The organism is Alicyclobacillus vulcanalis, assembly GCF_900156755.1.
Classification (GTDB): domain Bacteria; phylum Bacillota; class Bacilli; order Alicyclobacillales; family Alicyclobacillaceae; genus Alicyclobacillus; species Alicyclobacillus vulcanalis.
The window spans coordinates 1-20840 of the sequence record NZ_FTOO01000008.1; the positions used below are offsets into that span (position 1 = coordinate 1).

Here is a 20840-nt window from a genome sequence, read left to right on the forward strand (position 1 = left end):
CAGGCCGAAGGCCGAAGCCCTCCGAGGGAGCATGGAGCGAAGCTGATGTCTGGTGACCAAAGCGGAGGGGAAACACCCGTACCCATCCCGAACACAGACGTGAAGACCTCCAGCGCCGAGAATACTGGGAGGGCAGCCTCCTGGGAAGGTAGGTCGTTGCCAGGCGAAGGAGAAGTATGCGGGTGTGGCGGAATTGGCAGACGCACCAGATTTAGGTTCTGGCGGGCGACCGTGGGGGTTCGAGTCCCTCCACCCGCATTCATGCAGAGACTTGAGGGTTCGGAGAATTCCGGACCCTTTATTCGTCTCAGGTTCATACATAGGTGGGTGTCTGAGGAGCGAACATAGAGCGCAGGGTTCCATCTGGAGGCTCGCCTTCGGCGAGCTTTTGATGTGTTCACATTGGTGGAGTCGGGAACTTTACAGGGGCTGGCCAAACTTGATTATAATAAGGACACAAAACCGAATACCATGGATTGCCGACGACGGACGAGAGGTGGGGTTGCCATGCCTGTGACGATATATGACGTTGCGAGGGAAGCAAAGGTTTCCATGGCTACTGTGTCCCGCGTGATCAACGGGACGGCGGTGGTCAAAGAAGATACGAAGAAACGCGTGTTGGAAGCTATTGCAAAATTGGGTTACCGGCCCAACGCTGTGGCGAGGGGCTTGGCAAGCAAGCGGACGCGTACCATAGGCGTCATCGTGCCAGACGTTTCAGCAGCGTTTGTCGCGGAGATGGTTCGCGGAATTGAGGATATCGCGAATATGTACGATTACAATATTCTTTTGGTGAACTCCGACGCCCAGGTCGACCGGGAAGTCAATTTGATCGGCACCATGTGGGAGAAGCAGGTTGACGGCATTCTGTACATGACGAATGTCCTCACTTCCAAGGAGATCGACGCATTTGAAGAGGCGCAAATCCCGGTGGTGCTGTGTGCAACGGAGGATCCCGAGCGGCGCATTCCTTCGGTTAACATTGATAACTACCGTTCAGGTAGGGATGCCGTGAACTTCCTATTGCAGAAGGGATGTCATCGCATCGGCTTTATCACCATGGATGAAGGGTTTTCTGTCGTGGCGGATAGGCGCCTTCAGGGCGCGCAAAATCGCATGCGGGGACAGGAACTGCATGTCATTCGAACTGGACGCGGGCGCTACGAGACGTCGCTACCCATCATCCGAGCGTATTTGGAGGAGCATCACTTAGATGGGGTGGTTGCCGCTTCGGATGAACTCGGGTTGGCGGCCATCCACGCGGTGCAGGACATGGGGATGGTCGTTCCGAGGGATGTAAAGGTCATCGCGTTCGATAACACTCGGCTCGCGGTGATGGTGCGGCCTGAGATGACCGTGATCGCCCAACCGATGTATGATTTCGGGGCGGTCTCCATGCGCTTACTGACGAAGCTCCTTCAGGACGAGCCTGTCGACAATTACACGGTCATTTTGCAGCATAACATTGTGGAGCGCGCCTCGAGCTGAGGCGTGGTCGGGGTATCGCCGGTTACGCGGGTTTGGCAATGGGCGATTCGACGAAGCAGAGCCCGGAAGGCGGTACGCCATGACATGGGGAGCAAATGAGGTATAATATACTTTATCACACGCCCTTTCACTCGGCCTTTGGCGATAAGGAGGGAACGCCGATGCGAGTCGAGCGAATTGCCCGAGACAAGGTGCGAATTTTCATCAGCTACGACGACCTCGAGGAGCGAGGTATCGATCGCGATGAAATTTGGCACAACGGGAAGAAAGTGCAGGATCTCTTTTGGGATATGATGGAGACCGCTTATATGGAGGTCGGGTTCGACATTGCGGGTCCGATTTCCGTCGAGGCGTTCACAATGCCGACGGAGGGCGTGGTGGTCATCGTCACGCGTATCCCGTCCATGCCAGGGGCTTCACATGATGACGGGGAGTACGCGGAGGACGAAGAGGCCTATTTCGAACGGGACCATGGGTTTTCGCCGCGTTCCACGCCGACACATATGGTCGTGGCTTTTCGGGATTTCGATGACCTCCTGGCGGCGTGCAGGACGCTGCATCCGTATCCCGTGCATACAGCGCTATACCACTACGACGGCGCTTACCAGTTCGTCATCCGGGGAGATCTCCGGCCTGAACAGTGGGAGGAAGTGTTCTCCCTGGTGGCAGAATACGGTGAGATGAGTCGCGTGACGTCATGGGTTCTTGAGGAATATGGAAAGGTGATTTTCGCCGATCACGCGATGGAACAGCTCCTGCAGAACTTTCCGGCGTGATCGCTCGATATAAGCGAGAGTAACTAGATCACTCTAGTTACTCTTCGTTTTTTCATGCCTCAGCGAAATTTCGTCCGCTTTTCGGAATGCGGACGGGCGTGTATACTAGGGCTGTCTTCATTCGATTTCATCCTGTCGACAACCGGGAAAAGGTGGTACACACTTTGGCAGATTCTGTGGCGTCCGCGGACAAGCGTCAACAGGGTACGTCCATGCTTGAAGAGACACAGGCTATCGTCCGCCAGGCGCTCGACGTCCTCGGGTACGGACGCGAGGCCTTCGACCTCTTGAAACTTCCGATGCGCGTGTTGACGGTCAGGTTTCCCGTGCGGATGGACGACGGAAGCGTGCGGGTCTTCACCGGCTACCGCGTGCAACACAATGACGCCATCGGGCCGACAAAGGGAGGCATTCGACTCCATCCAGATATCACGCTGGAGGAGATGGAGGCGCTCGCGATATGGATGTCAATCCGGTGCGGCATCGCCGAGCTTCCGTTCGGCGGAGCGAAGGGCGGAATTGTGTGTGACCCGCGCGATATGTCGTTCTCCGAGATCGAACGCGTGAGTCGGAGCTTTGTGCGTGCCGTCAGCCAGGTGGTGGGTCCTGCGAAAGATGTGCCTACGCCGGACGCATTCAGCAATTCGCAGAACATGGCCTGGATGCTAGACGAGTACTCGCACATTCGGGAGTCGGACAGCCCTGGGTTTATCACAGGGAAACCCGTGATCTTGGGCGGAACCCGTGGGCGGGATGGAGCCGCGGCGCGCGGAATCGCCCTCACGCTGCAAGAGGCGATTCGTCAAACAGACAGAAGCCTCGAAGGCCAGCGTGTCATCGTGCAGGGCTTCGGTGGCATCGGCAGCTATCTTGCGAAGTATCTAAGCGATCGCGGCGCCCGCATCGTTGGCGTCGGCGATGCGTACGGCGCACTGTACCGTGAAGCGGGCTTGGATGTCGACGAACTGTTGGAGCGCAGGGACTCGTTTGGAACGGTCACGCGTTTGTACCGCGATGTGCTGAGCAACCGCGACCTTGTGGTTCAGCCGTGCGATATCTTGGTTCTGGCGGCCTCGGGTGTGACGGTGACGTCGGAGTTGGCGGGCAAGATTCAGGCTTCTCTCGTCGTGGAAGCGGCCAACACGCCGACCCCTCAGGACGCCATGCAGGTGCTGATGGAACGGGAGATTCTCGTGGTGCCGGACGTGCTGTCGTTTGCTGGCGACGTCATCGTCTCGTATTTTGAATGGGTGCAGAACAACCAGGGATATTATTGGAGTGAATCTGAAGTCCAGGAGAAGTTGGACGAGCGCGTTCGGCAATCGTTCGATCGCGTCTATCAAGTGGCGGTGCGGTACGGCGTTGACATGAGGCTGGCGGCCTACATCGTGGGCGTGCAGCGGTTGGCGGAAGCAAGTCGTTGGCGAGGATGGATTTGAAGCGAGACCCAGGTGAAGGAGGGATCTCCATGCGCGCTGAGTCGTCGTTGTCGGCTCAAGAACCGACACCGGCCGCTCATCGGATTAAAGTGGTGATCCGATGCCGGAAGTGCGGCGAGACGTTTATTCTGCGGGGTACGCGCGATTCAAAGGGCAACATCGAAACCGGATTTAAGCGTTGCCTTTGTGACAACGACAAGGATTTCGATATCGAAGTGATCGGCTGAAGGTTGAATGCCTTCACGTGTCCGGGGAAACCCGGGCATATTTTTTTTGTCCGTCTACAGACTACGGTTTGTCATCGCCTGTGGACTTTCAGCGAAAGGAGGCACATGGATGACAAAAGCGAAGCGAGCGATCTCGGCTTGGGCGCTCATCCTTGCGGCCTGGACGACCACGGACACGGTGATCACGGCGCCCGCCCTGCATGCGTTCACGGCCCGCAACCTGATTTACGGAAGCACGGGATACGATGTCGACGAACTGCAAGGGCGCCTGCACCTCCTTGGCTATTACTGGGGAAAAATTGACGGCGTGTTCGGTTGGAAGACGTATTGGGCGGTTCGCACCTTTCAATACAACTTTGGTCTCCCGGTCACCGGCGAGGTGGACATGCGAACGAAGATGATGCTCGTGAAAGCCACCCCCAACTGGAACTACAAAATGGACTTTCCCGACCGTCCTTCCGGGACGTCCGCAGCCTCTCCCGCGACCGCTGCGTCCGCGGGTCAGGCGACCGGCACACTCGTGTCGGGCGATGGCTTCACGCATGGGATGGACAACCTCAGCGCGAGCGACTTGAATCTCATGGCGCACGTCGTCTACGGAGAAGCGCGCGGTGAACCGTTTGAGGGACAGGTCGCCGTCGCGGCGGTTATCTTGAATCGACTGCACGATCCAAAGTTCCCGAAATCCATCCCGGCCATCGTCTATCAACCCGGAGCGTTTGACTGTGTGAACGATGGCCAAATCAACCTTCAGCCGAATCGCGAGGCGATGCAAGCGGTGATCGACGCGGTGAATGGCTGGGATCCAACGCATGGTGCTCTTTATTATTTTAATCCGGCGAAGACATCGAATGCCTGGATGTGGGCCCAGCCTGAGCTGGTCACCATTGGTCATCACATCTTTACGGCATGAGGAGGGGATGAGACCATGCATCGATGGGCAGTGTGGATCGGAGCGGCCGCTGCCGTGATCGCAGCAGGCGGGGCGGCATTGGCTTGGGGAGACAGTCAGAGACACCGCGCGCAATCGCTCGCGGCCATGGTGGACGCGGGGTACGCAGGTGCTCTGCGGGCGGAAGTTGCAGATCTCGATGCCCTGCGCGCCGCCGTGGCATCCGCCTCGATGATGGCAGACCCAGAGTCCTTTCGCCGGCATTTAGCTGACATCGAAAAATATGCGTATGCCGCGCAACAGGACATGGCGCGCATTCCCGATGGCGGGCCGGATCACCGCATCAACCAGGAACTGCACCAAATCGGCTTTGAAGCCGAACACTGGATGATCACGGATGTTTCGCCGCGAAACGCGGGTGTTCAAGAGGCTCTACGTGAAGCTTACCAGACGGTGACGCAGTTGGAGACACAACTGGAGCCCATCGCCTGGCATCCCGGCTCCATGCTGGACCATCAATCGGCCGCAGAGCTCGCCTCCAGCGTTCGCAATGCACTGGCGAGAGTGCAGGCAAGCGTGATGTCACGTCCAGCCTCACCGCCGAAGTCCAAAGCTGCGGACGCCGTCCATCCCGGCCTTTGGATCTCAAAGGCTGAGCGCCTGGTGGGGAGCCAGCTCGAGAAGCCCAAGGTCACTCAGGTGCGCGATCCGCGCAACGGATCGTACATCTTGGTGACTGGCACCGCGCAGGGACACCCTGTGCGCGTCGAATTCGCACAGTCGGGGATGCTTGCCAGCTACCGCGTCGTGCGGCCGCTCGGAAAGGCGCGCGTGGATCTGGCGGACGCGGCCTCGATTGCCTCTCGTTGGCTGAGTCGAGTCGGATTGCCGCCGATGGTCCGCACGTATGCCAACCAGGTGGACGGGATCGCGCGGTTTACCTATCAGCCGGTGGTGCAAGGGGTGCCGGCTTTGGACGCAAGCTGCAAGGTCGTCGTCGCCTTGGATCAAGGCCAGGTCGTGGGTTTTTACGATCGCGGCAAATGGCCTCCGAAAACCTTGCCCAAGGCAGCGCACCCGCTGTCGGAGGACGATCTCCGCAGCCGTTTGGGTCCCCAGTTTCACGTGCAGGATGAGCGAGTTGTACTGGCGGAAGACCCGAACGGGCGGTGGGTTCAGGCGGTTGCGTTTGACGGCACATTCGGGGCTACGGATGAACCGTACCGCGTGGTGCTTGACAGGTGCACGGGCCATGAGCTGAGTATCGAGCGCTTGACATAATACGGATAGTTCTGGTACGGATGAGCTGTCATGCCTAGGAATCCCCGCAACATCCCTTTCTCCGTGTATAATAAATCAGGAGATTGGAAGGGATGGGGAACGGTATGCCAATGATACCGCCGATTGGGGCTCCGTTGCGCGTCCGCGTCGTAGGTGAAACCTCGGAACATAGTTATAAGTCGCGCGTCGCGGATTTGGACCAGGATTTTCTGTACGCGGACGTTCCCGTCCATCAAGGTACAGGGCGCGAAATGGACGTGCATGTGGATACAACGCTCGTCATTGAGTACGCGGCGTCGGAGAACGATGTATACCAATATGCCTCGAAGATTCTTGGCCTGTCGTACATTCCGACTCCGGCCGTGCGCCTCGTTCATCCACTGAAGTGCGGCGAATTGGTGAGAATTCAGCGCCGGGAATATTTTCGGGTGTCGCTCGATGCCCAAGTCGCGGTCACATGCCTTCGCACGGGGCAAACCCACGTGGCGCAGGCCGTCGATATCAGCGGAGGCGGTCTGGCGGTGCGCACGAGGGAAGCGGTGGATATTCAATATCGGGATCGTACGCTCGTCGATGTCACGCTTCCGTATACGTCGTATCGTCTCCACGTGGCGTGTCAGGTCGTCCGCGTCGAGGCGGAGTCGATAGGCCAGACGATTTCCATGCAGTTTGTCGACATTCCGGAACGCGTGCGCGATCAAGTGGTTCGCTACACGTTCCTTCGTCAGCGCGCTCTGCGGAGCAGATAGATTCATAGCGGCCGGGATGGTGCATACGTTTAGCTGTGGAGGGATGTCCATGGCGATTCGACGGATGCGCCAATTTCTTGATGACGTGCTCGTCCCGGTGGCATTGGGAACGGTGACAACCCTTGTCCTTGCCCAATGTGCCATGCAACTGCCTGGGGTGCGAGGGCGAATCGAAGCATGGGCCGCATCTCGCCCCGCATTTTCGGTTCAGACGGGGACACCGCCGGGATTGACGGATGCGACCGGCAGCCTGGTGCTGACGGCTGACAGTGCCGCGCGGGCGGCGAACGTCATCGTCTTTCGCAACGGCGTGTCGCTCGGCCCGTTTACAACAGATGAAATGCAGATTTTGGTGCATCCAGGCGACGTCATCTCGTTTCGGGATACGACGCCCAACGGCCCGGTCGTCACGATTTACGTCGAGGATGGGGCGAGCGATATGCTCTACCCCGTGACCGGTGAAACCATCACGCTGGGGGGCGGAACGGCCACGGCGTCCCTGGAGCCCGTGACCTTCTTTTGAGCGCTGAGCGCGTTGCCGAACCTTTTCCGGTTATGCTACCATCGAGGCAATGAGTATTGAGCCGGAAGGAGGTTTCGACGTGGCACCTGTGACCATCGCCATCGACGGACCCGCTGGCGCCGGCAAAAGTACCGTCGCGAAGCGGGTTGCGGAGCGGCTGAACTTGATGTACGTCGACACAGGCGCCATGTATCGGGCTGTCGCGTATCTGTGCGCAAAAGAGGGAACCAATGTCCATTCCGAGAAGGATGTGGAGGCCCTGCTTGAGCAACACTGCGTGTCGTTCGAACAGGGGGAGGACCGCACGCTGCAGGTCGTGATCGACGGCGTGGATGTGACATCTCGTCTCCGCGAGCCGGAAGTCAGCGCCTTGGTCTCTACCGTCGCAGCGCATCCTCGCATTCGGCAGTTGCTGACGGAATGGCAGAGGGCATTTGCCGAGCGCCATTCCGTGGTGATGGATGGACGCGACATCGGGACCGTCGTGTTGCCGCACGCGACCGTGAAGGTGTTTTTGACGGCTGCGCCAGAGGAGCGTGCGAGGCGGCGCCAAGAAGAGTACCGTCGCATGGGGTACCACGTGTCTTTGGAGGACATGGTGAAGAGCGTGATTGAACGGGACCGTAAGGATTCCGAACGGTCGATTGCGCCGCTTCGGATGGCGGACGATGCGGTGCGCATTGACTCGACGGACAAGTCCATTGAAACCGTGGTGGACGAGATCGTGCAGCTGGTGGAGAATGCTCATGTCCGGTGACACCACCGATTTGCCCCGCACCCCGTTCTACCGTTTCGCGCGGGCTGTCGTCACGACGTTTTTCCACACCTGTTTTCGCCTGCGCGTGGAGGGGATCGAGCAGCTGCCTCGCCAGGGAGGCGTGATCATCGCCTCCAATCATTTGTCCAACTTTGATCCTCCGCTTCTAGGCATTCTGGTTCCGAGATACATACGGTTCATGGGCAAGGCCGAGTTGTTCCGCATCCCGGTTTTGCGCCGCATCTTTGTGGCGCTGGGCGGATTTCCTATCGAGCGTGGGCGGGTGGATCGGCGTGCCATCCGCACGGCCATTGACGTGCTGCAACGTGGAACATGTCTCGTCATGTTTCCCGAAGGCCACCGGTCGCGAACCGGGAAGCTCGGCCCTTTGCAGCCCGGCATTGTGTCGATTGCGCGCAAAGCTGGCGCGGTCATTCAACCGGTCGGCATTCGAGGGCGGTATCGGTTGTTTCAGCGCATTGAGGTGCGTTTCGGAACGCCCATTCAAGTCGGCGATCGGACAGATGCGGAGATCCTGCAAAACCTTCGTGATCAGCTGATGGCCCTCTGTGGACAAACCGAACTTCCTCTTTAATGGACGAGTGGTTTCCCTTACGGGGCAGGACTGTGTTACAGTAGGCGTATACAAAGTTGGGTGTGGTGATTCCAAAAGGGCGTTTGGGGCTTGTTCAATTTGGTATGCTATAGGTAACCTTTGTGGAAGGTCAACGTGGGCTTGGCGTCGCTTGGGACACAGCGAATGAACGCCGACTCCTGTCGCGCGTTGCCATCATAAAGTGACCATCGAAACGGGAGGCCATTGACATGTCTGAGGATTTGCGTGAAATGTTGACCGATGCGGCGGTTCGCGAGGGGGACGTGGTGACCGGCGAAGTGACCGCCGTGGACGATCACGGCGTGACCGTCGCGCTGCCTCACGGTTATGAGGGGCATATTTCGCCGCAGGAACTGTCCGCGGTGCCAGGGACGAACCCGAGCGACGTGGTCAGCGTCGGCAGCTCGGTGACCGCTCAGGTTCTGAAGGTCGATATGGAGTCCGGTCACGTGACGCTGTCGAAGCGCCGCGCGGAGCAGACGTCCGCGTGGGAGCGCATGCAACAGCTTCTGGAAAGCGGCGAGCCGATTGAAGTGGAGATCCGCGATGTCGTCAAAGGCGGACTGGTCGCAGACGTGGGAGTGCGCGCGTTCATTCCGGCCTCCTTGGTAGACCGGCATTTCGTCGAGAATCTCGAGCAATTCAAAGGTCAAAAACTCCGCTGCAAGGTGGTGGAGGTTGACCCGCACAAAAACAAGTTGATTCTCTCGCGGCGTGCGGTTCTCGAGGAAGAAAGCGAGGCGCGTGCGCGCAAGGTGTTCGAGGAATTGAAGCCTGGCGACGTGATCGAGGGAACCGTTCAGCGCCTCACCGACTTTGGCGCCTTCGTCGATGTAGGGGGCGCGGACGGCCTGGTTCACATCTCCGAGCTTTCGTTTTCGCACGTGAATCATCCGTCTGAGGTCGTGCACGAGGGCGAGCGCGTCAAGGTGCGCGTGCTGCGCGTCGATCCAGATGCGGGCCGCATTTCCCTCTCCATTAAAGCCGCGCTGCCTGAGCCGTGGGAAACCTATGCGCACGAGTTCCAGCCTGGGGATGTGGTCCAGGGCGTGGTTCGCCGCGTGGTGGACTTCGGAGCATTTGTGGAGCTTCGACCGGGCCTGGAAGGTCTGGTGCACGTGTCGCAGATTTCGAACGAGCACGTCGACAAGCCTTCGGACGTCCTTGAACCCGGTCAGGAAGTTACGGTTCGCGTGTTGAGTGTGGATCCGGAGCGCAAGCGGATCTCGCTGTCGATGCGGGACTCGTCCTCTTCACGGGGTGGACAGGCGCGTGGGGGCCGCCGCGAGCGGAGGCCGGCTGAGCCACGCAACGAAGGGGCTTCAGGGCCGACGTTGGGCGACCTTTTCGGCGATTTGTTTAAGTGACATCCACCGATACGTGACCCCGCCTGTGAGGGCGGGGTTTTCTATACGCGAGTGCGGATTCGGTCTTGGAGGCTTGGAGGTATTGCGGCTTGCAGGGCGGGATGATCTGGGTGATTCCGGCAGCACTTGCGCTCGGCCTGTGGCCGCCTGTTTCCGTTCGCCCTCGCTGGCTCGTGAGGGCTGTGGTGGTCGCTTGTCTCGCAGCGTGGCTGTTGCGGTGGCTCGTTCCCGAATGGGTGGCACCGACGCTGTGGTTGATGATTTCCCTTTACGAGCTGGCCTCTCTGAGGAAAGCGCCTTGGCGGTCGTTCGGGGTGGCGGCTGTGGCCATCGCCGTGATGCTCGCCTGGCCCAAGCTGGCCCCGTTCGCTGACTTTGCCGGCGTATCTCCAGAAATTTGGTCGAGCGCAGTGGCCGGTGTGTGCGCGGCCCTTCTTTCGCCGGCCCCGCTTACGCGAGCGCTTGTCAGCGCGGGCGTGGTGCTGTTTGGCGGCTTGGCTTTCCGAGACGAGCTACAGATGTCCTCGGTGTTCGTGTTTGCCGCGATGTTCGAGGCTTGTGCTCGGTGGATGTCGCGAACAAGTGCGGGATCGTTGGAGGATGCCCGCGAGCGTTCCGGTCATTGACGTGCACCGCGAATTCCGAGATAATGGGCTGCCGGCGACCTGCCGCAGGAGGAAGACCAACGAAGGAGAACGGAGGTGACGATGCATGTCATTGCCTGTCGTGGCCATCGTGGGCCGCGCAAACGTCGGCAAATCGACCCTCTTCAACCGCTTGGTCGGCCGTCGCGTGTCTATCGTTGAGGATACGCCCGGCGTGACCAGGGACCGCATCTATGGGAAAAGCGATTGGAACGGCGTGTCGTTTCGCGTGATCGATACGGGCGGGATCGAGCTGGACGACGAGGACGAAATGGGGAACCTCATTCGGGTGCAGGCGCAAATCGCCATTGATGAAGCGGACGTCATTCTGTTTGTGGTCGACGGCCGCGAAGGTGTGACACAGGCGGACGAGCATGTCGCGGACGTCCTGCGCCGCGCTCGAAAGCCTGTCGTGCTTGGGGTGAACAAGCTCGATCACGCCGAACAGATGGCGCTGCGTTATGACTTCTATCGGCTGGGGTTTGGAGAACCGATCCCGTTCTCGGCGGAGCACGGAAAGGGGACCGGCGACTTGCTGGACGCGGTCGTCGAGGCCCTGCCGAAGCGCTCGGACGAGGACGAAGATGAAGACGCCATTCGAATCGCCTTCGTCGGCCGGCCAAACGTGGGAAAGTCAAGCCTGGTCAACCGGTTGCTGGGTGAGGAGCGCGTGATGGTGAGTCCGATCGCGGGGACGACTCGCGACGCGATCGACACGCTGCTGGTTCGAGATGGCCAGTCGTATGTGTTGGTCGATACGGCCGGCATGCGGCGAAAAGGAAAAGTGTACGAGCGCATCGAAAAATACAGCGTGCTTCGGGCGCTTCGGGCGCTGGATCGCGCGGACGTAGCGTTTGTGGTCCTTGACGCAGAAACGGGGATCGTCGAACAGGACAAGCGCGTGGCCGGTTACGCGCTGGACGCCGGGTGTGCCATCGCCTTCGTGGTCAACAAGTGGGACGCCATCGAAAAGGACGATAAAACAGCCCACCGATTTGAGGAAAAGATCAGGGAGGAGTTTCCGTTTCTCCGATTTGCGCCCGTGGTGTTCGTGTCCGCCCTGACAGGCCAGCGGGTGAATCGGTTGCTCGATGTCGCCAAGGAAGTCTCTGAGTTTCACGCGATGCGGGTGCCGACCGCCACGCTGAACCGCGTCTTGGCGGATGCCCAGGTTTCCGTGTCACCGCCGTCAAAGGGAGGACGGAGGCTCAAACTCTACTATGGGACCCAGGTCGCCGTCAAGCCTCCGACGTTTGTCATTTTCGTCAATGATCCTGAGATGAGCCACTTCTCGTATGAACGTTATCTTGAAAATCAGCTTCGCGAGGCGTTCGGCTTCCGGGGGACCCCCATTCGCATCGTCCTGCGAGCGCGCGACGAAGCCGAATCGCGTTGACGGAACGGCCTGAGAGGGAGCGTTGGTCGTATGGCGTTCGTTTCGCTGTTGAGCATCGTCATCGCATATTTGATCGGCTCGATTTCGACGAGCACCCTGGTGGTGCGCTGGGTCAGCGGCCGCGACATTCGCGCCTTGGGCAGCGGGAACGCGGGCGCCACCAACACGATGCGCACGTTGGGCCTCAAGTGGGGCGTGCTGGTGCTGATCTTCGACGGATTGAAAGGCGCGATCGCCCTGTGGATAGCGGACGCGCTGACGCCGCACGCCGCGTGGGTGCTCGCCCTGACCGCGGTGGCGGTGGTGGTGGGTCACAACTGGCCGCTGTTTTTTGGGTTCCGCGGTGGGAAAGGGATCGCGACCACCATCGGCGTGCTGCTTTGGCTCGCGCCGCTCGCGGCCGTGATCGCCGGACTCGTGTGTCTAGCCGTCATCGCGCTCACCCGTTACGTGTCCCTCGGGTCGATCGTCTTCGTCTGCCTCGTGCCTGTCTTCGTCGCTGTGTTCCACTTTGAGGGCTGGACCTTTGCCGCGAGCATCGTGCTTGCTCTGCTCGCCTTGTATCGGCACCGTTCCAACATCGACCGCCTGCTGCATGGGACCGAGCGGCGGATTTTCGACCGGACAAGCGAGGGCGTGTGATGAAGGCGTGCGTCTTGGGAGCGGGCAGTTGGGGCACGGCGCTAGCCGCGGTCCTCGTGTGGAATGGGTGGGACGTGACCGTCTGGGCGCGCCGCGCCGAAGTGGCGGAGGACATCACGGTCAGGCATCGGAACGAGCGCTATCTCCCAGGGGCGGACCTCCCGCCGCAGCTCACAGCGACGGCAGATCCCGCCGAGGCCCTGGCAGGGGCCTCCCTGGTGGTGCTGGCGGTGCCTTCGGGCGCCATTGCGGAGACCTTGCCGCTGATTCGTTCGTTGCCCGATCACGTCCTTGTGGTCCACGCCGTCAAGGGCTTCGTCCGGCCGGACAATCTGCGGGTCAGCGCCTGGCTCGAGCGGGAGATCCCTGGGATGGAGCGGCGGCTCGCGGTTCTTTCGGGACCGTCTCACGCGGAGGAAGTCATTCGCCAGATGCCGACGACGGTCGTCGTGGCGAGCGCGAGCAGGCAGGTGGCGGAACGCGCGCAGGATGCGCTGATGACGGATCGATTTCGCGTGTACACGCAGGCTGACGTGATCGGCGTAGAGTTGGGCGGGGCTTTGAAGAACATCATCGCGCTTGGGGCGGGCTTGGCGGAGGGGTTGGGCCTTGGCGATAACACGCGCGCGGCGCTCATGACGCGCGGGCTCGCGGAGATCACGCGCCTGGGCGTGGCGCTCGGCGCATCGCCTCTGACCTTCTCGGGTCTCGCAGGTATTGGCGATCTCATCGTCACGTGCACGAGTGAACACAGCCGGAACCACCGAGCGGGCCGGCTTTTGGCGAAGGGACTTCGCTTGCCGGAGGTGCTTGACGCCATCGGCATGGCGGTCGAGGGCGTGAACGCGACGTTTGCCGCAGAGCAACTTGCGCGCCGATCTGGCGTGGAAATGCCGATCACGCAGGCGATTGCGCGCGTGCTGACGGGCGACATTTCCCCTGCAGAAGGCATCGAATTGCTCATGACACGGGGCAAGAACCACGAGATGGAGGACATCGGTGCCCAGCCGCTGACTGCGGAGTTTCGCTTGCCATAGTTGCGCGTGGCAGCGCATGAGGCAATCTGGTACACTACCGTCGGTGAGCCGTGGAGGGAGGCCTGCTCGTGAACATTCCAGACGGATTGAAGTATTCACGTGAACATGAATGGGTACGCGTCGAGGGTTCCCGCGCCTATGTCGGAATCACGGATTTCGCCCAAGACGAGCTCGGGGATATTGTGTACGTGGAGTTGCCCGAGGTGGGCGCCGAGGTGAAAGCGGGAGACACCTTTGGCACCGTCGAGTCGGTCAAGACGGTGTCGGATCTGTACGCTCCCGTGAGCGGGCGCGTGGTCGAGGTGAACGAAGCGCTTGCAGCTGCCCCCGAAAAGGTCAACGAGTCGCCGTACGACGAGGCGTGGATGATCGTCGTCGAGATGGCGGACCCAGCCGAGCTCGAGGCGCTTTTGGACGCAGAAGCCTATCGTCAGCACATCCAGCGATAAGCCTTGCCCGGGATCCAGGCCGTGATTGGCGTGGATCCCTTGTCTTGATCCCCCCTCCTTCCCTCTGTGCCAAGGTTCTATTCTACGTCTCCCTTCCGTATACATAGTGGCGTCAGGGACGAGGCGCTCTGCTTCGCGAAGCATACCGGCCTTTGCGCCGCATATATTGGCTACTGTCCATCGATGGCGTGACGTCTGCGTGGATTGTCGGTGGGCCGGGGCGAGGCATGCGTTCATGCTGTCCACGCCGGTCATCTCGAGGAGGGAGAAACGTGGAAAAATTCGACGTCTTTCAAGACATTGCGGAGCGGACGGGGGGCGATATATACCTCGGCGTGGTCGGCCCCGTGCGCACTGGCAAGTCAACGTTTATTAAAAAGTTCATGGAACTGATTGTCATCCCCAATATTCCAGACGAAGCTGACCGCGCTCGAACCATTGACGAGCTCCCCCAAAGTGCCGCAGGGCGCACCATCATGACCACAGAGCCCAAGTTTATCCCGAATCAAGCGGTTCAGGTGCACGTCGCGGAAGGGCTTGACGTAAACGTGCGCATCGTGGACTGCGTCGGCTATGCCGTGGAGGGAGCGCGGGGATACGAGGACGAGAACGGCCCGCGGATGGTGACGACGCCGTGGTTCGACGATCCCGTCCCCTTTCAAGAGGCGGCCGAGATCGGCACGCGTAAGGTGATCGCCGACCACTCGACGATTGGCATCGTGGTGACGACGGACGGTTCTGTGGCCGAAATTCCGCGAGAAAATTACGTGGCCGCGGAAGAGCGCGTGGTAGCGGAACTGAAGGAGCTCGGGAAACCATTCGTGATGATTGTGAATTCGGTGACGCCCGACCATCCGCGCGTGCAGCAATTGCGGGAGGAGCTGACCGAAAAGTACGACGTGCCTGTCCTGGCCCTCTCCTGCGCCACGCTGACGACGCACGAGATCTACTACGTGCTGCGCGAGGCCCTCTACGAGTTCCCGGTGAAAGAGGTGAACGTCAACCTTCCAAACTGGGTCATGGTCCTCGATCCCGACCACTGGTTGAGGCAGCAGTTTGAAGAGGCGGTTCGCGAGACGATTCGCGACATTCGCCGCGTGCGCGATATTGATCGGGTTGTCGCCCAGTTCGCGCAGTTCTCCTTCGTCTCGGCGTGTGGCTTGGCTCACATGGACATGGGTCACGGAGTCGCCGTCATTGAGCTCGACGCACCCGACGAACTCTACGACCAGGTGCTCACCGAGATCGTCGGCGTTCAGATTACTGGTCGAGACCAGTTGCTGAAGATGATGAAGGAATTCACCTATGCCAAGCGGGAATACGACAAAGTTGCCGAAGCGCTGCGCATGGTGAAGCTCACGGGCTATGGCATTGCGCCACCGGCGCTCGAGGAGATGACGCTCGACGAACCGGAGCTCATCAAGCAAGGATCGCGATTTGGCGTGAGGTTGAAGGCGACCGCGCCCTCCATCCACATGATTCGGGTCGACGTCGAGAGCGAATTTGCGCCCATCGTCGGCACGGAGAAGCAGTCCGAGGAACTGGTCCGGTACCTGATGCAGGACTTCGAGAAAGATCCGCTAAAAATTTGGGAGAGCGACATCTTCGGTAAATCGCTCGCCGCGATCGTGCGCGAGGGCATTTCTGCAAAACTGTCGCTCATGCCTGAGAGCGCACAGTTTAAACTGAAGGAGACACTCCAGCGGATTATCAACGAAGGCAGCGGTGGCCTCATCGCCATCATCTTGTGACACGCGCCTGCGCCCGCCCCCATGCACACGAGGGGCGGGCGTTCCGTTTCAGACGGGTCATGTTCCCGATAGCCGCAGCATACGCATCTAGTGGACGAGGGTCCGAGTGGTGGTTTGGAAAGGAGCATGGACAAGCCATGAGGGCTGCGCGGATGGTGGCATTTCGCGAACCGCTTGTCATCGAGGAAGTGCCAGATCCTTCGCCTGGGCCGGACGATGCAGTCATTCGCGTGGAAGCGAGCGGAATCTGCCGGAGCGACTGGCACGGGTGGATGGGCGATTGGTCGTGGCTCGGCCTGAGCCCTGCACTGCCCATCACACCGGGGCATGAGTTCGGGGGCGAGGTCGTCGCGCTCGGGCGCGACGTGAAAGGGTTTTCGATCGGGGACAAAGTCACCGTGCCGTTTCACTACGCCTGCGGACATTGCGAGCACTGCCACGCCGGCGTTCCGAATCGTTGCGACAACGTGGGCATTTACGGATTCAGTTGGGACGGAAGCTTTGCCGAATATGTGGTCGTGCGGAATGCGAGTTTGAATTTAATTCGCCTGCCAGAGGGGGTGGACGCGCTGACCGCTGCGGCCGTGGGGTGTCGCTTCATGACGGGCTATCACGGCGTGATGCGGGGCGGCGTCCGTCCGGGCCAGTGGGTGGCGATCCACGGGGCAGGCGGCGTGGGACTGTCGGCGATTCAAACGGCGCACGCGATGGGCGCACGCGTGATCGCCGTGGACGTGGATGACGATAAACTCGTGAAGGCACGCGCCGAAGGGGCGTCAGCGGTGGTGAACGCCCGCAAGGATCCTGTGGTCGAAGCCATTCGCGAGATCACCCAGGGTGGAGCACATGTGAGCATCGATGCGCTCGGCATTCGGGACACGGTCCTTCATTCGGTCCTATGCCTGCGCAAAGGAGGCCGGCACGTCCAAATAGGCCTGACGACGTCGGAAGAGGGTGGATTCGTGCCTTTGCCGATGGACCTCATCACGAGCTGTGAAATCGAAGTGGTGGGCAGTCTCGGCATCCCGCATCCCGACTACGCGGGACTCTTAGCGCTCGTCGCTGAAGGACGCCTCAGGCCGAGGGACCTCGTGGAGCGCGAGGTTTCTCTCGCGGATATCCATGACGTCTTCGACAAGATGACGCGGTTTGAGACAACGGGTTTCAATGTCATCACGACGTTCTGAACGGACTTCACAGGATCACAGGATGGCCGGATCGCAGTGGGCGAGGGCCATCCTGTGCCATCTCTCGCCGGCTCGGGATGGCGTTTTGGCGTGGCAGGCGATTCAGCCGGGGTGCACTTGCGCAAAAGGGCCGCTCGTGCTACAATCATCTTCGGCTTCAGGAATAGAGCGAAGGACGTCGGGATGTGGCGCAGCCTGGTAGCGCGCTACCTTGGGGAGGTAGAGGTCACGGGTTCAAATCCCGTCATTCCGACCAGCGACCAGCGTGTTGAGCGCTGGTCTTCGTATTTTAGGCGGATTCGAAGGAGGCTGCGGCCTTGGCTGACACGCCCTACAGCGGCGATTACGTGGTGATTCGCGCACTCGAAAACGGGGTGCAGGTGAACGGCATGACGCGTGGACCGCAGACGCGGTTTCATCATGCCGAGAAACTGGACAAGAGTGAGGTTATGATTGCGCAGTTCACGGAGCATACATCCGCCATCAAAATTCGGGGCAAAGCCGTCATTTACACGAGGTATGGGGTGGTGCGGACCGACGAGGACGCGTGAGCGTCCACCATTTATGATATACTATCCGCAGCATACGAGGGACGGCCCGTTCGAAGGAGATGACACCGGCTTGACGGACGCTCGGGAGGCAATGTTTCAACGCGTAACGCGTTACGCCAAGACGCATATGAATCACGATTACTTGGCCAAGCGGAAGGTCCGCCAGGCGGTGAGTCCCTTTCATTTCGAACTCGGTTACGCCATCCTGCGGTCGGCTGAAGTGCCGGATGTCGAAGCGGAACAGGTCCTCACCGCGATGCTTCTGTTGGAGCAGGGGCTCTCGATTCACGATGAGATTGACGAATGGGCGGCGGCTGAACAGGGCCTTGTGGTGCTCGCAGGGGATTACGACAGCAGCAAGTACTACCTTTTGCTTGCTCAGCTCGGCAATCGCGCGCTCATGCGCGAGCTGTGTGAAGCCGTCGTGCGGATCAACGAAGCCAAGATGGACCTGCTGATGGCGTCGCCGCTCTCGCTGGACGTGTACGTCGAGCGGATGTCGACCATCGAGGCAGAGCTGCTCCGAGCCTTGGTTCGCCACTATCACCCGGACCCTGCGCCCTGGATGCAGAGGGTCGAGGAGGCCGTGCGGGCTCGCGTCATCGCCGGGGCCGCCAAAGTTCGCGTCTTCACGCGCGGGGCGGCCGGTGGATGGCGGGGTCGCGACGGGAACACGGCGGTATCCAAGGACCCGAATCGGGTGCGCGGGACGTGGCCGGTATTCGAATACGCCCTTCCGGAGGAGCCGCAAGGGCTTCAGGCAGCGGAAGGGAAGCGTTGAAATGCACGGGGATAAGTCGGCATATGTGCACGATGTGTTTTCGAAAATCGCCAGGCGCTACGATGCAATGAATTCCGTGCTCAGTTTTCAACAACATCGTCTCTGGCGCAACTACGCGATGCGCCAGTTGCCGCTTTCTCCTGATGCCCAGGTGCTGGATGTGGCGGCAGGGACGGGGGCATGGACGTTTGCCATCGCAAAGCGCCTCGGGCCTGGCGGGCGGGTCATCGGCCTCGATTTCACGGAGGCCATGCTCGAAGTCGCCGAAGAGCGGCGTCGACAGTTTCCTTTTCGCGATCGCGTCGAGTTTGTGCACGGGGACGCGATGAACCTCCCGTTTCCGGACAATTCGTTTGATCTATGCACCATCGGCTTTGCGCTCCGCAACATGCCGAGTGCGGAAGGCTGCCTTCGCGAGATGGCACGCGTGGTCAAGCCCGGGGGAGCCGTGGTTTCGCTCGAGCTCTCGAAACCGGAGGCCGCTTGGTTTCGCCGGTTGTACTACTTTTACTTTTACCGGGTACTCCCGAAAATCGGGGAACTCGTGGTGGGCGAGCGCGAGCCGTACGCATGGTTGCCCGAGTCGCTGATCGATTTTCCCGATCGAAAGGGGCTCGAAGAGATGTTCCGCCGCGTGGGCTTGCGCGATGTGTGGAGTCGGCCGCTGACGTTCGGCATTGCGGCTTTCCACATTGGATGGAAATGAGGAGCGGTCGGCGTGGAATTTCATGAGATTTACCTCCAGTACCGACATGAACTCGATCGCGTCGAACGCCTGTTGGACGAGCGCGCGCACGCGGATCATGCGGATCTGGCGAAGGCGGGACGAACGCTGCTGGAGGCCGGCGGCAAGCGGATTCGCCCTCTTTTCGCGTTGATCTGTGGCCTTGGGGAACGCGAGTGGTCCGAGGACGTCGCCAAGTTGGCTGCAGCTCTGGAAATGATTCACATGGCCACGCTGGTTCATGACGACGTGATCGATCGCGCCGATTTGCGCCGCGGTCGGCCGACGGTTCGCAAAAGTTACGGCAACCTTGCGGCGATGTACACCGGGGATTACCTGTTTGCACGTGCGATTCAACTGCTCGCGGAAGTGGACAACCTGGAGGTCCACCGCCTGATGGCGCGGGGCATCGTGCTGTTGTGCGAAGGCGAGATCGAACAGATTGAGGACTTTTACAATTGGTCGCAGGGCATCATGACGTACCTGAGGCGAATTCATCGCAAGACGGCGCTGCTCATCTCGCTCAGCTGTCAGTTGGGCGCGATGGTGGGGGGCGCAGAGGCGCGCGAGGTCTCGGCGCTCGCGCAGTTCGGGCACGCCGCGGGCATGGCGTTTCAAATCGTCGACGATTTGCTGGATTTCACAGGTGCCTCCGAAATTGTGGGCAAGCCGGTGGGCGGAGACCTGCGCCAGGGCAATCTGACGCTGCCGGCCCTTCTGGCTGCTTCGCGTCCGGAGCTGGGGGATCGGCTCAAGGCACTGGTCCACGAAGGGATGCGCGACGAGGAGGCGGAGGAAGCGATTCACATCGTCGTGTCCTCGGGAGCGCTCGACGAGGCCAAGCGCTTGGCGGAGCGATACCTGGAGAAGTCGAGGCAGCTCCTCCAACGCGTGAGCCGAACCACGGTGCGCGACCAGCTGATGGGCCTCACCACGTTTATCATCCGGCGGCAATACTGACTTGCAATGGGTGCGAAGAATTTCTTACAATAGCGCCGTCTGTGGCCAATCTGCGGACAACAAGCATAGGGCGAGGGATGACGACATGGCGCAAGAGCAGACCTTTGTCATGGTGAAGCCCGATGGGGTGCAGCGCGGACTCATCGGTGAGATTTTGGCTCGGTTCGAGCGAAAGGGGTTGAAGCTCGTCGCGGCCAAGCTCGTGCAGGTTTCTCAGGAGCTCGCGGAGGCGCACTACGCGGAACACCGTGAACGGCCCTTTTTCCCGGAGTTGGTGCGGTTCATCACGTCCGCCCCGGTGTTTGCGATGATCCTCGAGGGCGAAAATGCCATTGCGGTCGTGCGGGGGATGATGGGCAAGACCAACCCGGCGGAGGCTCAGCCGGGCACCATTCGCGGCGATCTGGCCCTCACCATCGGGATGAACGTCGTGCACGGTTCCGATTCTCCAGAAAGCGCCAAGCGCGAAATGGAGCTCTGGTTCCCAGAGGGTGCGCTCAGCTACGAGCGGTCACTGGATGCATGGCTCGCGTAAAGGAGCCCGCGCGAAAGCGCGGGTTTTTCGTTTTCGACTTGGAGCGAGAGACGGTCGACCGCCGGCCG

Annotated in this window: 23 protein-coding genes, 2 tRNA genes and 1 rRNA gene; all 26 read left to right on the forward strand. The window is 60.4% G+C overall.

The window, feature by feature from the left end:
- Positions 1–48: 48 nt before the first annotated feature.
- The 26 genes from rrf to ndk all read left to right on the forward strand — a co-directional run bounded on the left by rrf (position 49) and on the right by ndk (position 20772).
- Positions 49–165 (forward strand): 5S ribosomal RNA (rrf, locus tag BW934_RS09685).
- Positions 166–178: 13 nt separating this feature from the next.
- A tRNA-Leu gene (locus tag BW934_RS09690) sits at positions 179–258 on the forward strand.
- Positions 259–507: 249 nt separating this feature from the next.
- Positions 508–1488 carry a substrate-binding domain-containing protein gene (locus tag BW934_RS09695; RefSeq protein WP_076347568.1) on the forward strand — a complete coding sequence of 327 codons (981 nt, stop codon included), beginning with the start codon at positions 508–510 and terminating at the stop codon, positions 1486–1488.
- A 161-nt stretch (positions 1489–1649) separates the two neighbouring features.
- A complete protein-coding gene (locus BW934_RS09700) occupies positions 1650–2264 on the forward strand; it encodes an adaptor protein MecA (RefSeq protein WP_076347570.1) in 615 nt (204 codons plus the stop codon).
- A gap of 212 nt (positions 2265–2476) precedes the next feature.
- Entirely contained in the window at positions 2477–3703 is a 1227-nt protein-coding gene (locus BW934_RS09705; RefSeq protein ID WP_076347856.1) for a Glu/Leu/Phe/Val family dehydrogenase, read from the forward strand.
- 29 nt (positions 3704–3732) lie between these two features.
- Positions 3733–3930, forward strand: a complete 198-nt coding sequence (locus BW934_RS09710) for a hypothetical protein (protein ID WP_076347572.1) — start codon at positions 3733–3735, stop codon at positions 3928–3930.
- Positions 3931–4039: 109 nt separating this feature from the next.
- Complete coding sequence (sleB, locus tag BW934_RS09715) at positions 4040–4843, forward strand: spore cortex-lytic enzyme (RefSeq protein ID WP_076347574.1); 804 nt, start codon at positions 4040–4042, stop codon at positions 4841–4843.
- A gap of 15 nt (positions 4844–4858) precedes the next feature.
- Positions 4859–6103: a PepSY1/2 domain-containing protein gene (locus BW934_RS09720; RefSeq protein ID WP_076347576.1), complete on the forward strand. Its 1245-nt coding sequence runs from the start codon at positions 4859–4861 to the stop codon at positions 6101–6103.
- Positions 6104–6207: 104 nt separating this feature from the next.
- Positions 6208–6852, forward strand: coding sequence for a flagellar brake protein (locus tag BW934_RS09725; RefSeq protein WP_234969716.1), 645 nt, complete (start codon positions 6208–6210; stop codon positions 6850–6852).
- 49 nt (positions 6853–6901) lie between these two features.
- Complete coding sequence (locus BW934_RS09730; RefSeq protein WP_076347580.1) at positions 6902–7375, forward strand: hypothetical protein; 474 nt, start codon at positions 6902–6904, stop codon at positions 7373–7375.
- 79 nt (positions 7376–7454) lie between these two features.
- A complete protein-coding gene (gene cmk / locus BW934_RS09735; protein ID WP_143232629.1) occupies positions 7455–8132 on the forward strand; it encodes a (d)CMP kinase in 678 nt (225 codons plus the stop codon).
- Positions 8122–8727 carry a lysophospholipid acyltransferase family protein gene (locus tag BW934_RS09740; RefSeq protein WP_076347584.1) on the forward strand — a complete coding sequence of 202 codons (606 nt, stop codon included), beginning with the start codon at positions 8122–8124 and terminating at the stop codon, positions 8725–8727. Before cmk ends, BW934_RS09740 begins: the two co-directional genes overlap by 11 nt.
- 230 nt (positions 8728–8957) lie before the next feature.
- A complete protein-coding gene (gene rpsA / locus BW934_RS09745) occupies positions 8958–10115 on the forward strand; it encodes a 30S ribosomal protein S1 (RefSeq protein WP_076347586.1) in 1158 nt (385 codons plus the stop codon).
- A gap of 89 nt (positions 10116–10204) precedes the next feature.
- Entirely contained in the window at positions 10205–10741 is a 537-nt protein-coding gene (locus BW934_RS09750; protein WP_076347588.1) for a hypothetical protein, read from the forward strand.
- 85 nt (positions 10742–10826) lie between these two features.
- Positions 10827–12155: a ribosome biogenesis GTPase Der gene (der, locus tag BW934_RS09755; RefSeq protein ID WP_076347590.1), complete on the forward strand. Its 1329-nt coding sequence runs from the start codon at positions 10827–10829 to the stop codon at positions 12153–12155.
- Positions 12156–12185: 30 nt separating this feature from the next.
- Positions 12186–12797, forward strand: coding sequence for a glycerol-3-phosphate 1-O-acyltransferase PlsY (plsY, locus tag BW934_RS09760; protein ID WP_076347592.1), 612 nt, complete (start codon positions 12186–12188; stop codon positions 12795–12797).
- Positions 12797–13834 (forward strand): NAD(P)H-dependent glycerol-3-phosphate dehydrogenase, encoded by a 1038-nt coding sequence (locus tag BW934_RS09765; protein WP_076347594.1) that lies wholly within the window; start codon positions 12797–12799, stop codon positions 13832–13834. The genes plsY and BW934_RS09765 overlap by 1 nt, the downstream gene beginning before the upstream one ends.
- Positions 13835–13902: 68 nt before the next feature.
- Positions 13903–14283 (forward strand): glycine cleavage system protein GcvH, encoded by a 381-nt coding sequence (gene gcvH / locus BW934_RS09770; protein WP_076347596.1) that lies wholly within the window; start codon positions 13903–13905, stop codon positions 14281–14283.
- 272 nt (positions 14284–14555) lie between these two features.
- The gene (spoIVA, locus tag BW934_RS09775; RefSeq protein WP_076347598.1) at positions 14556–16034 is read left to right on the forward strand and encodes a stage IV sporulation protein A; all 1479 of its coding nucleotides are present in this window, start codon (positions 14556–14558) and stop codon (positions 16032–16034) included.
- A 137-nt stretch (positions 16035–16171) separates the two neighbouring features.
- Positions 16172–17221, forward strand: a complete 1050-nt coding sequence (locus BW934_RS09780; RefSeq protein ID WP_076347600.1) for a zinc-dependent alcohol dehydrogenase family protein — start codon at positions 16172–16174, stop codon at positions 17219–17221.
- A gap of 179 nt (positions 17222–17400) precedes the next feature.
- Positions 17401–17477, forward strand: a tRNA-Pro gene (locus BW934_RS09785).
- Between the two features lie 61 nt (positions 17478–17538).
- Positions 17539–17772: a trp RNA-binding attenuation protein MtrB gene (gene mtrB / locus BW934_RS09790; protein ID WP_076347602.1), complete on the forward strand. Its 234-nt coding sequence runs from the start codon at positions 17539–17541 to the stop codon at positions 17770–17772.
- Positions 17773–17863: 91 nt separating this feature from the next.
- On the forward strand, positions 17864–18553 hold the full coding sequence (locus BW934_RS09795; protein WP_234969718.1) for a heptaprenyl diphosphate synthase component 1: 690 nt from the start codon (positions 17864–17866) through the stop codon (positions 18551–18553).
- 1 nt (position 18554) lies between these two features.
- Entirely contained in the window at positions 18555–19259 is a 705-nt protein-coding gene (locus BW934_RS09800; RefSeq protein ID WP_076347606.1) for a demethylmenaquinone methyltransferase, read from the forward strand.
- Between the two features lie 12 nt (positions 19260–19271).
- Positions 19272–20237 carry a polyprenyl synthetase family protein gene (locus tag BW934_RS09805; RefSeq protein WP_076347608.1) on the forward strand — a complete coding sequence of 322 codons (966 nt, stop codon included), beginning with the start codon at positions 19272–19274 and terminating at the stop codon, positions 20235–20237.
- 85 nt (positions 20238–20322) lie between these two features.
- A complete protein-coding gene (gene ndk / locus BW934_RS09810) occupies positions 20323–20772 on the forward strand; it encodes a nucleoside-diphosphate kinase (protein ID WP_076347610.1) in 450 nt (149 codons plus the stop codon).
- Positions 20773–20840 lie beyond the last annotated feature (68 nt).

What these genes read in the sequence shown, in the direction of transcription:
- BW934_RS09710 (WP_076347572.1), top strand. Translation starts at nt 3,733, where the DNA reads ATGCGCGCTGAGTCGTCGTTGTCGGCTCAAGAACCGACACCGGCCGCT.
- BW934_RS09765 (WP_076347594.1), top strand. Translation starts at nt 12,797, where the DNA reads ATGAAGGCGTGCGTCTTGGGAGCGGGCAGTTGGGGCACGGCGCTAGCC.
- BW934_RS09740 (WP_076347584.1), top strand. Translation starts at nt 8,122, where the DNA reads ATGTCCGGTGACACCACCGATTTGCCCCGCACCCCGTTCTACCGTTTC.
- ndk (WP_076347610.1), top strand. Translation starts at nt 20,323, where the DNA reads ATGGCGCAAGAGCAGACCTTTGTCATGGTGAAGCCCGATGGGGTGCAG.
- BW934_RS09795 (WP_234969718.1), top strand. Translation starts at nt 17,864, where the DNA reads ATGTTTCAACGCGTAACGCGTTACGCCAAGACGCATATGAATCACGAT.
- BW934_RS09725 (WP_234969716.1), top strand. Translation starts at nt 6,208, where the DNA reads ATGCCAATGATACCGCCGATTGGGGCTCCGTTGCGCGTCCGCGTCGTA.
- BW934_RS09780 (WP_076347600.1), top strand. Translation starts at nt 16,172, where the DNA reads ATGAGGGCTGCGCGGATGGTGGCATTTCGCGAACCGCTTGTCATCGAG.
- BW934_RS09730 (WP_076347580.1), top strand. Translation starts at nt 6,902, where the DNA reads ATGGCGATTCGACGGATGCGCCAATTTCTTGATGACGTGCTCGTCCCG.
- rpsA (WP_076347586.1), top strand. Translation starts at nt 8,958, where the DNA reads ATGTCTGAGGATTTGCGTGAAATGTTGACCGATGCGGCGGTTCGCGAG.
- BW934_RS09720 (WP_076347576.1), top strand. Translation starts at nt 4,859, where the DNA reads ATGCATCGATGGGCAGTGTGGATCGGAGCGGCCGCTGCCGTGATCGCA.
- sleB (WP_076347574.1), top strand. Translation starts at nt 4,040, where the DNA reads ATGACAAAAGCGAAGCGAGCGATCTCGGCTTGGGCGCTCATCCTTGCG.
- plsY (WP_076347592.1), top strand. Translation starts at nt 12,186, where the DNA reads ATGGCGTTCGTTTCGCTGTTGAGCATCGTCATCGCATATTTGATCGGC.
- BW934_RS09705 (WP_076347856.1), top strand. Translation starts at nt 2,477, where the DNA reads ATGCTTGAAGAGACACAGGCTATCGTCCGCCAGGCGCTCGACGTCCTC.
- BW934_RS09700 (WP_076347570.1), top strand. Translation starts at nt 1,650, where the DNA reads ATGCGAGTCGAGCGAATTGCCCGAGACAAGGTGCGAATTTTCATCAGC.
- der (WP_076347590.1), top strand. Translation starts at nt 10,827, where the DNA reads ATGTCATTGCCTGTCGTGGCCATCGTGGGCCGCGCAAACGTCGGCAAA.
- BW934_RS09695 (WP_076347568.1), top strand. Translation starts at nt 508, where the DNA reads ATGCCTGTGACGATATATGACGTTGCGAGGGAAGCAAAGGTTTCCATG.
- BW934_RS09800 (WP_076347606.1), top strand. Translation starts at nt 18,555, where the DNA reads ATGCACGGGGATAAGTCGGCATATGTGCACGATGTGTTTTCGAAAATC.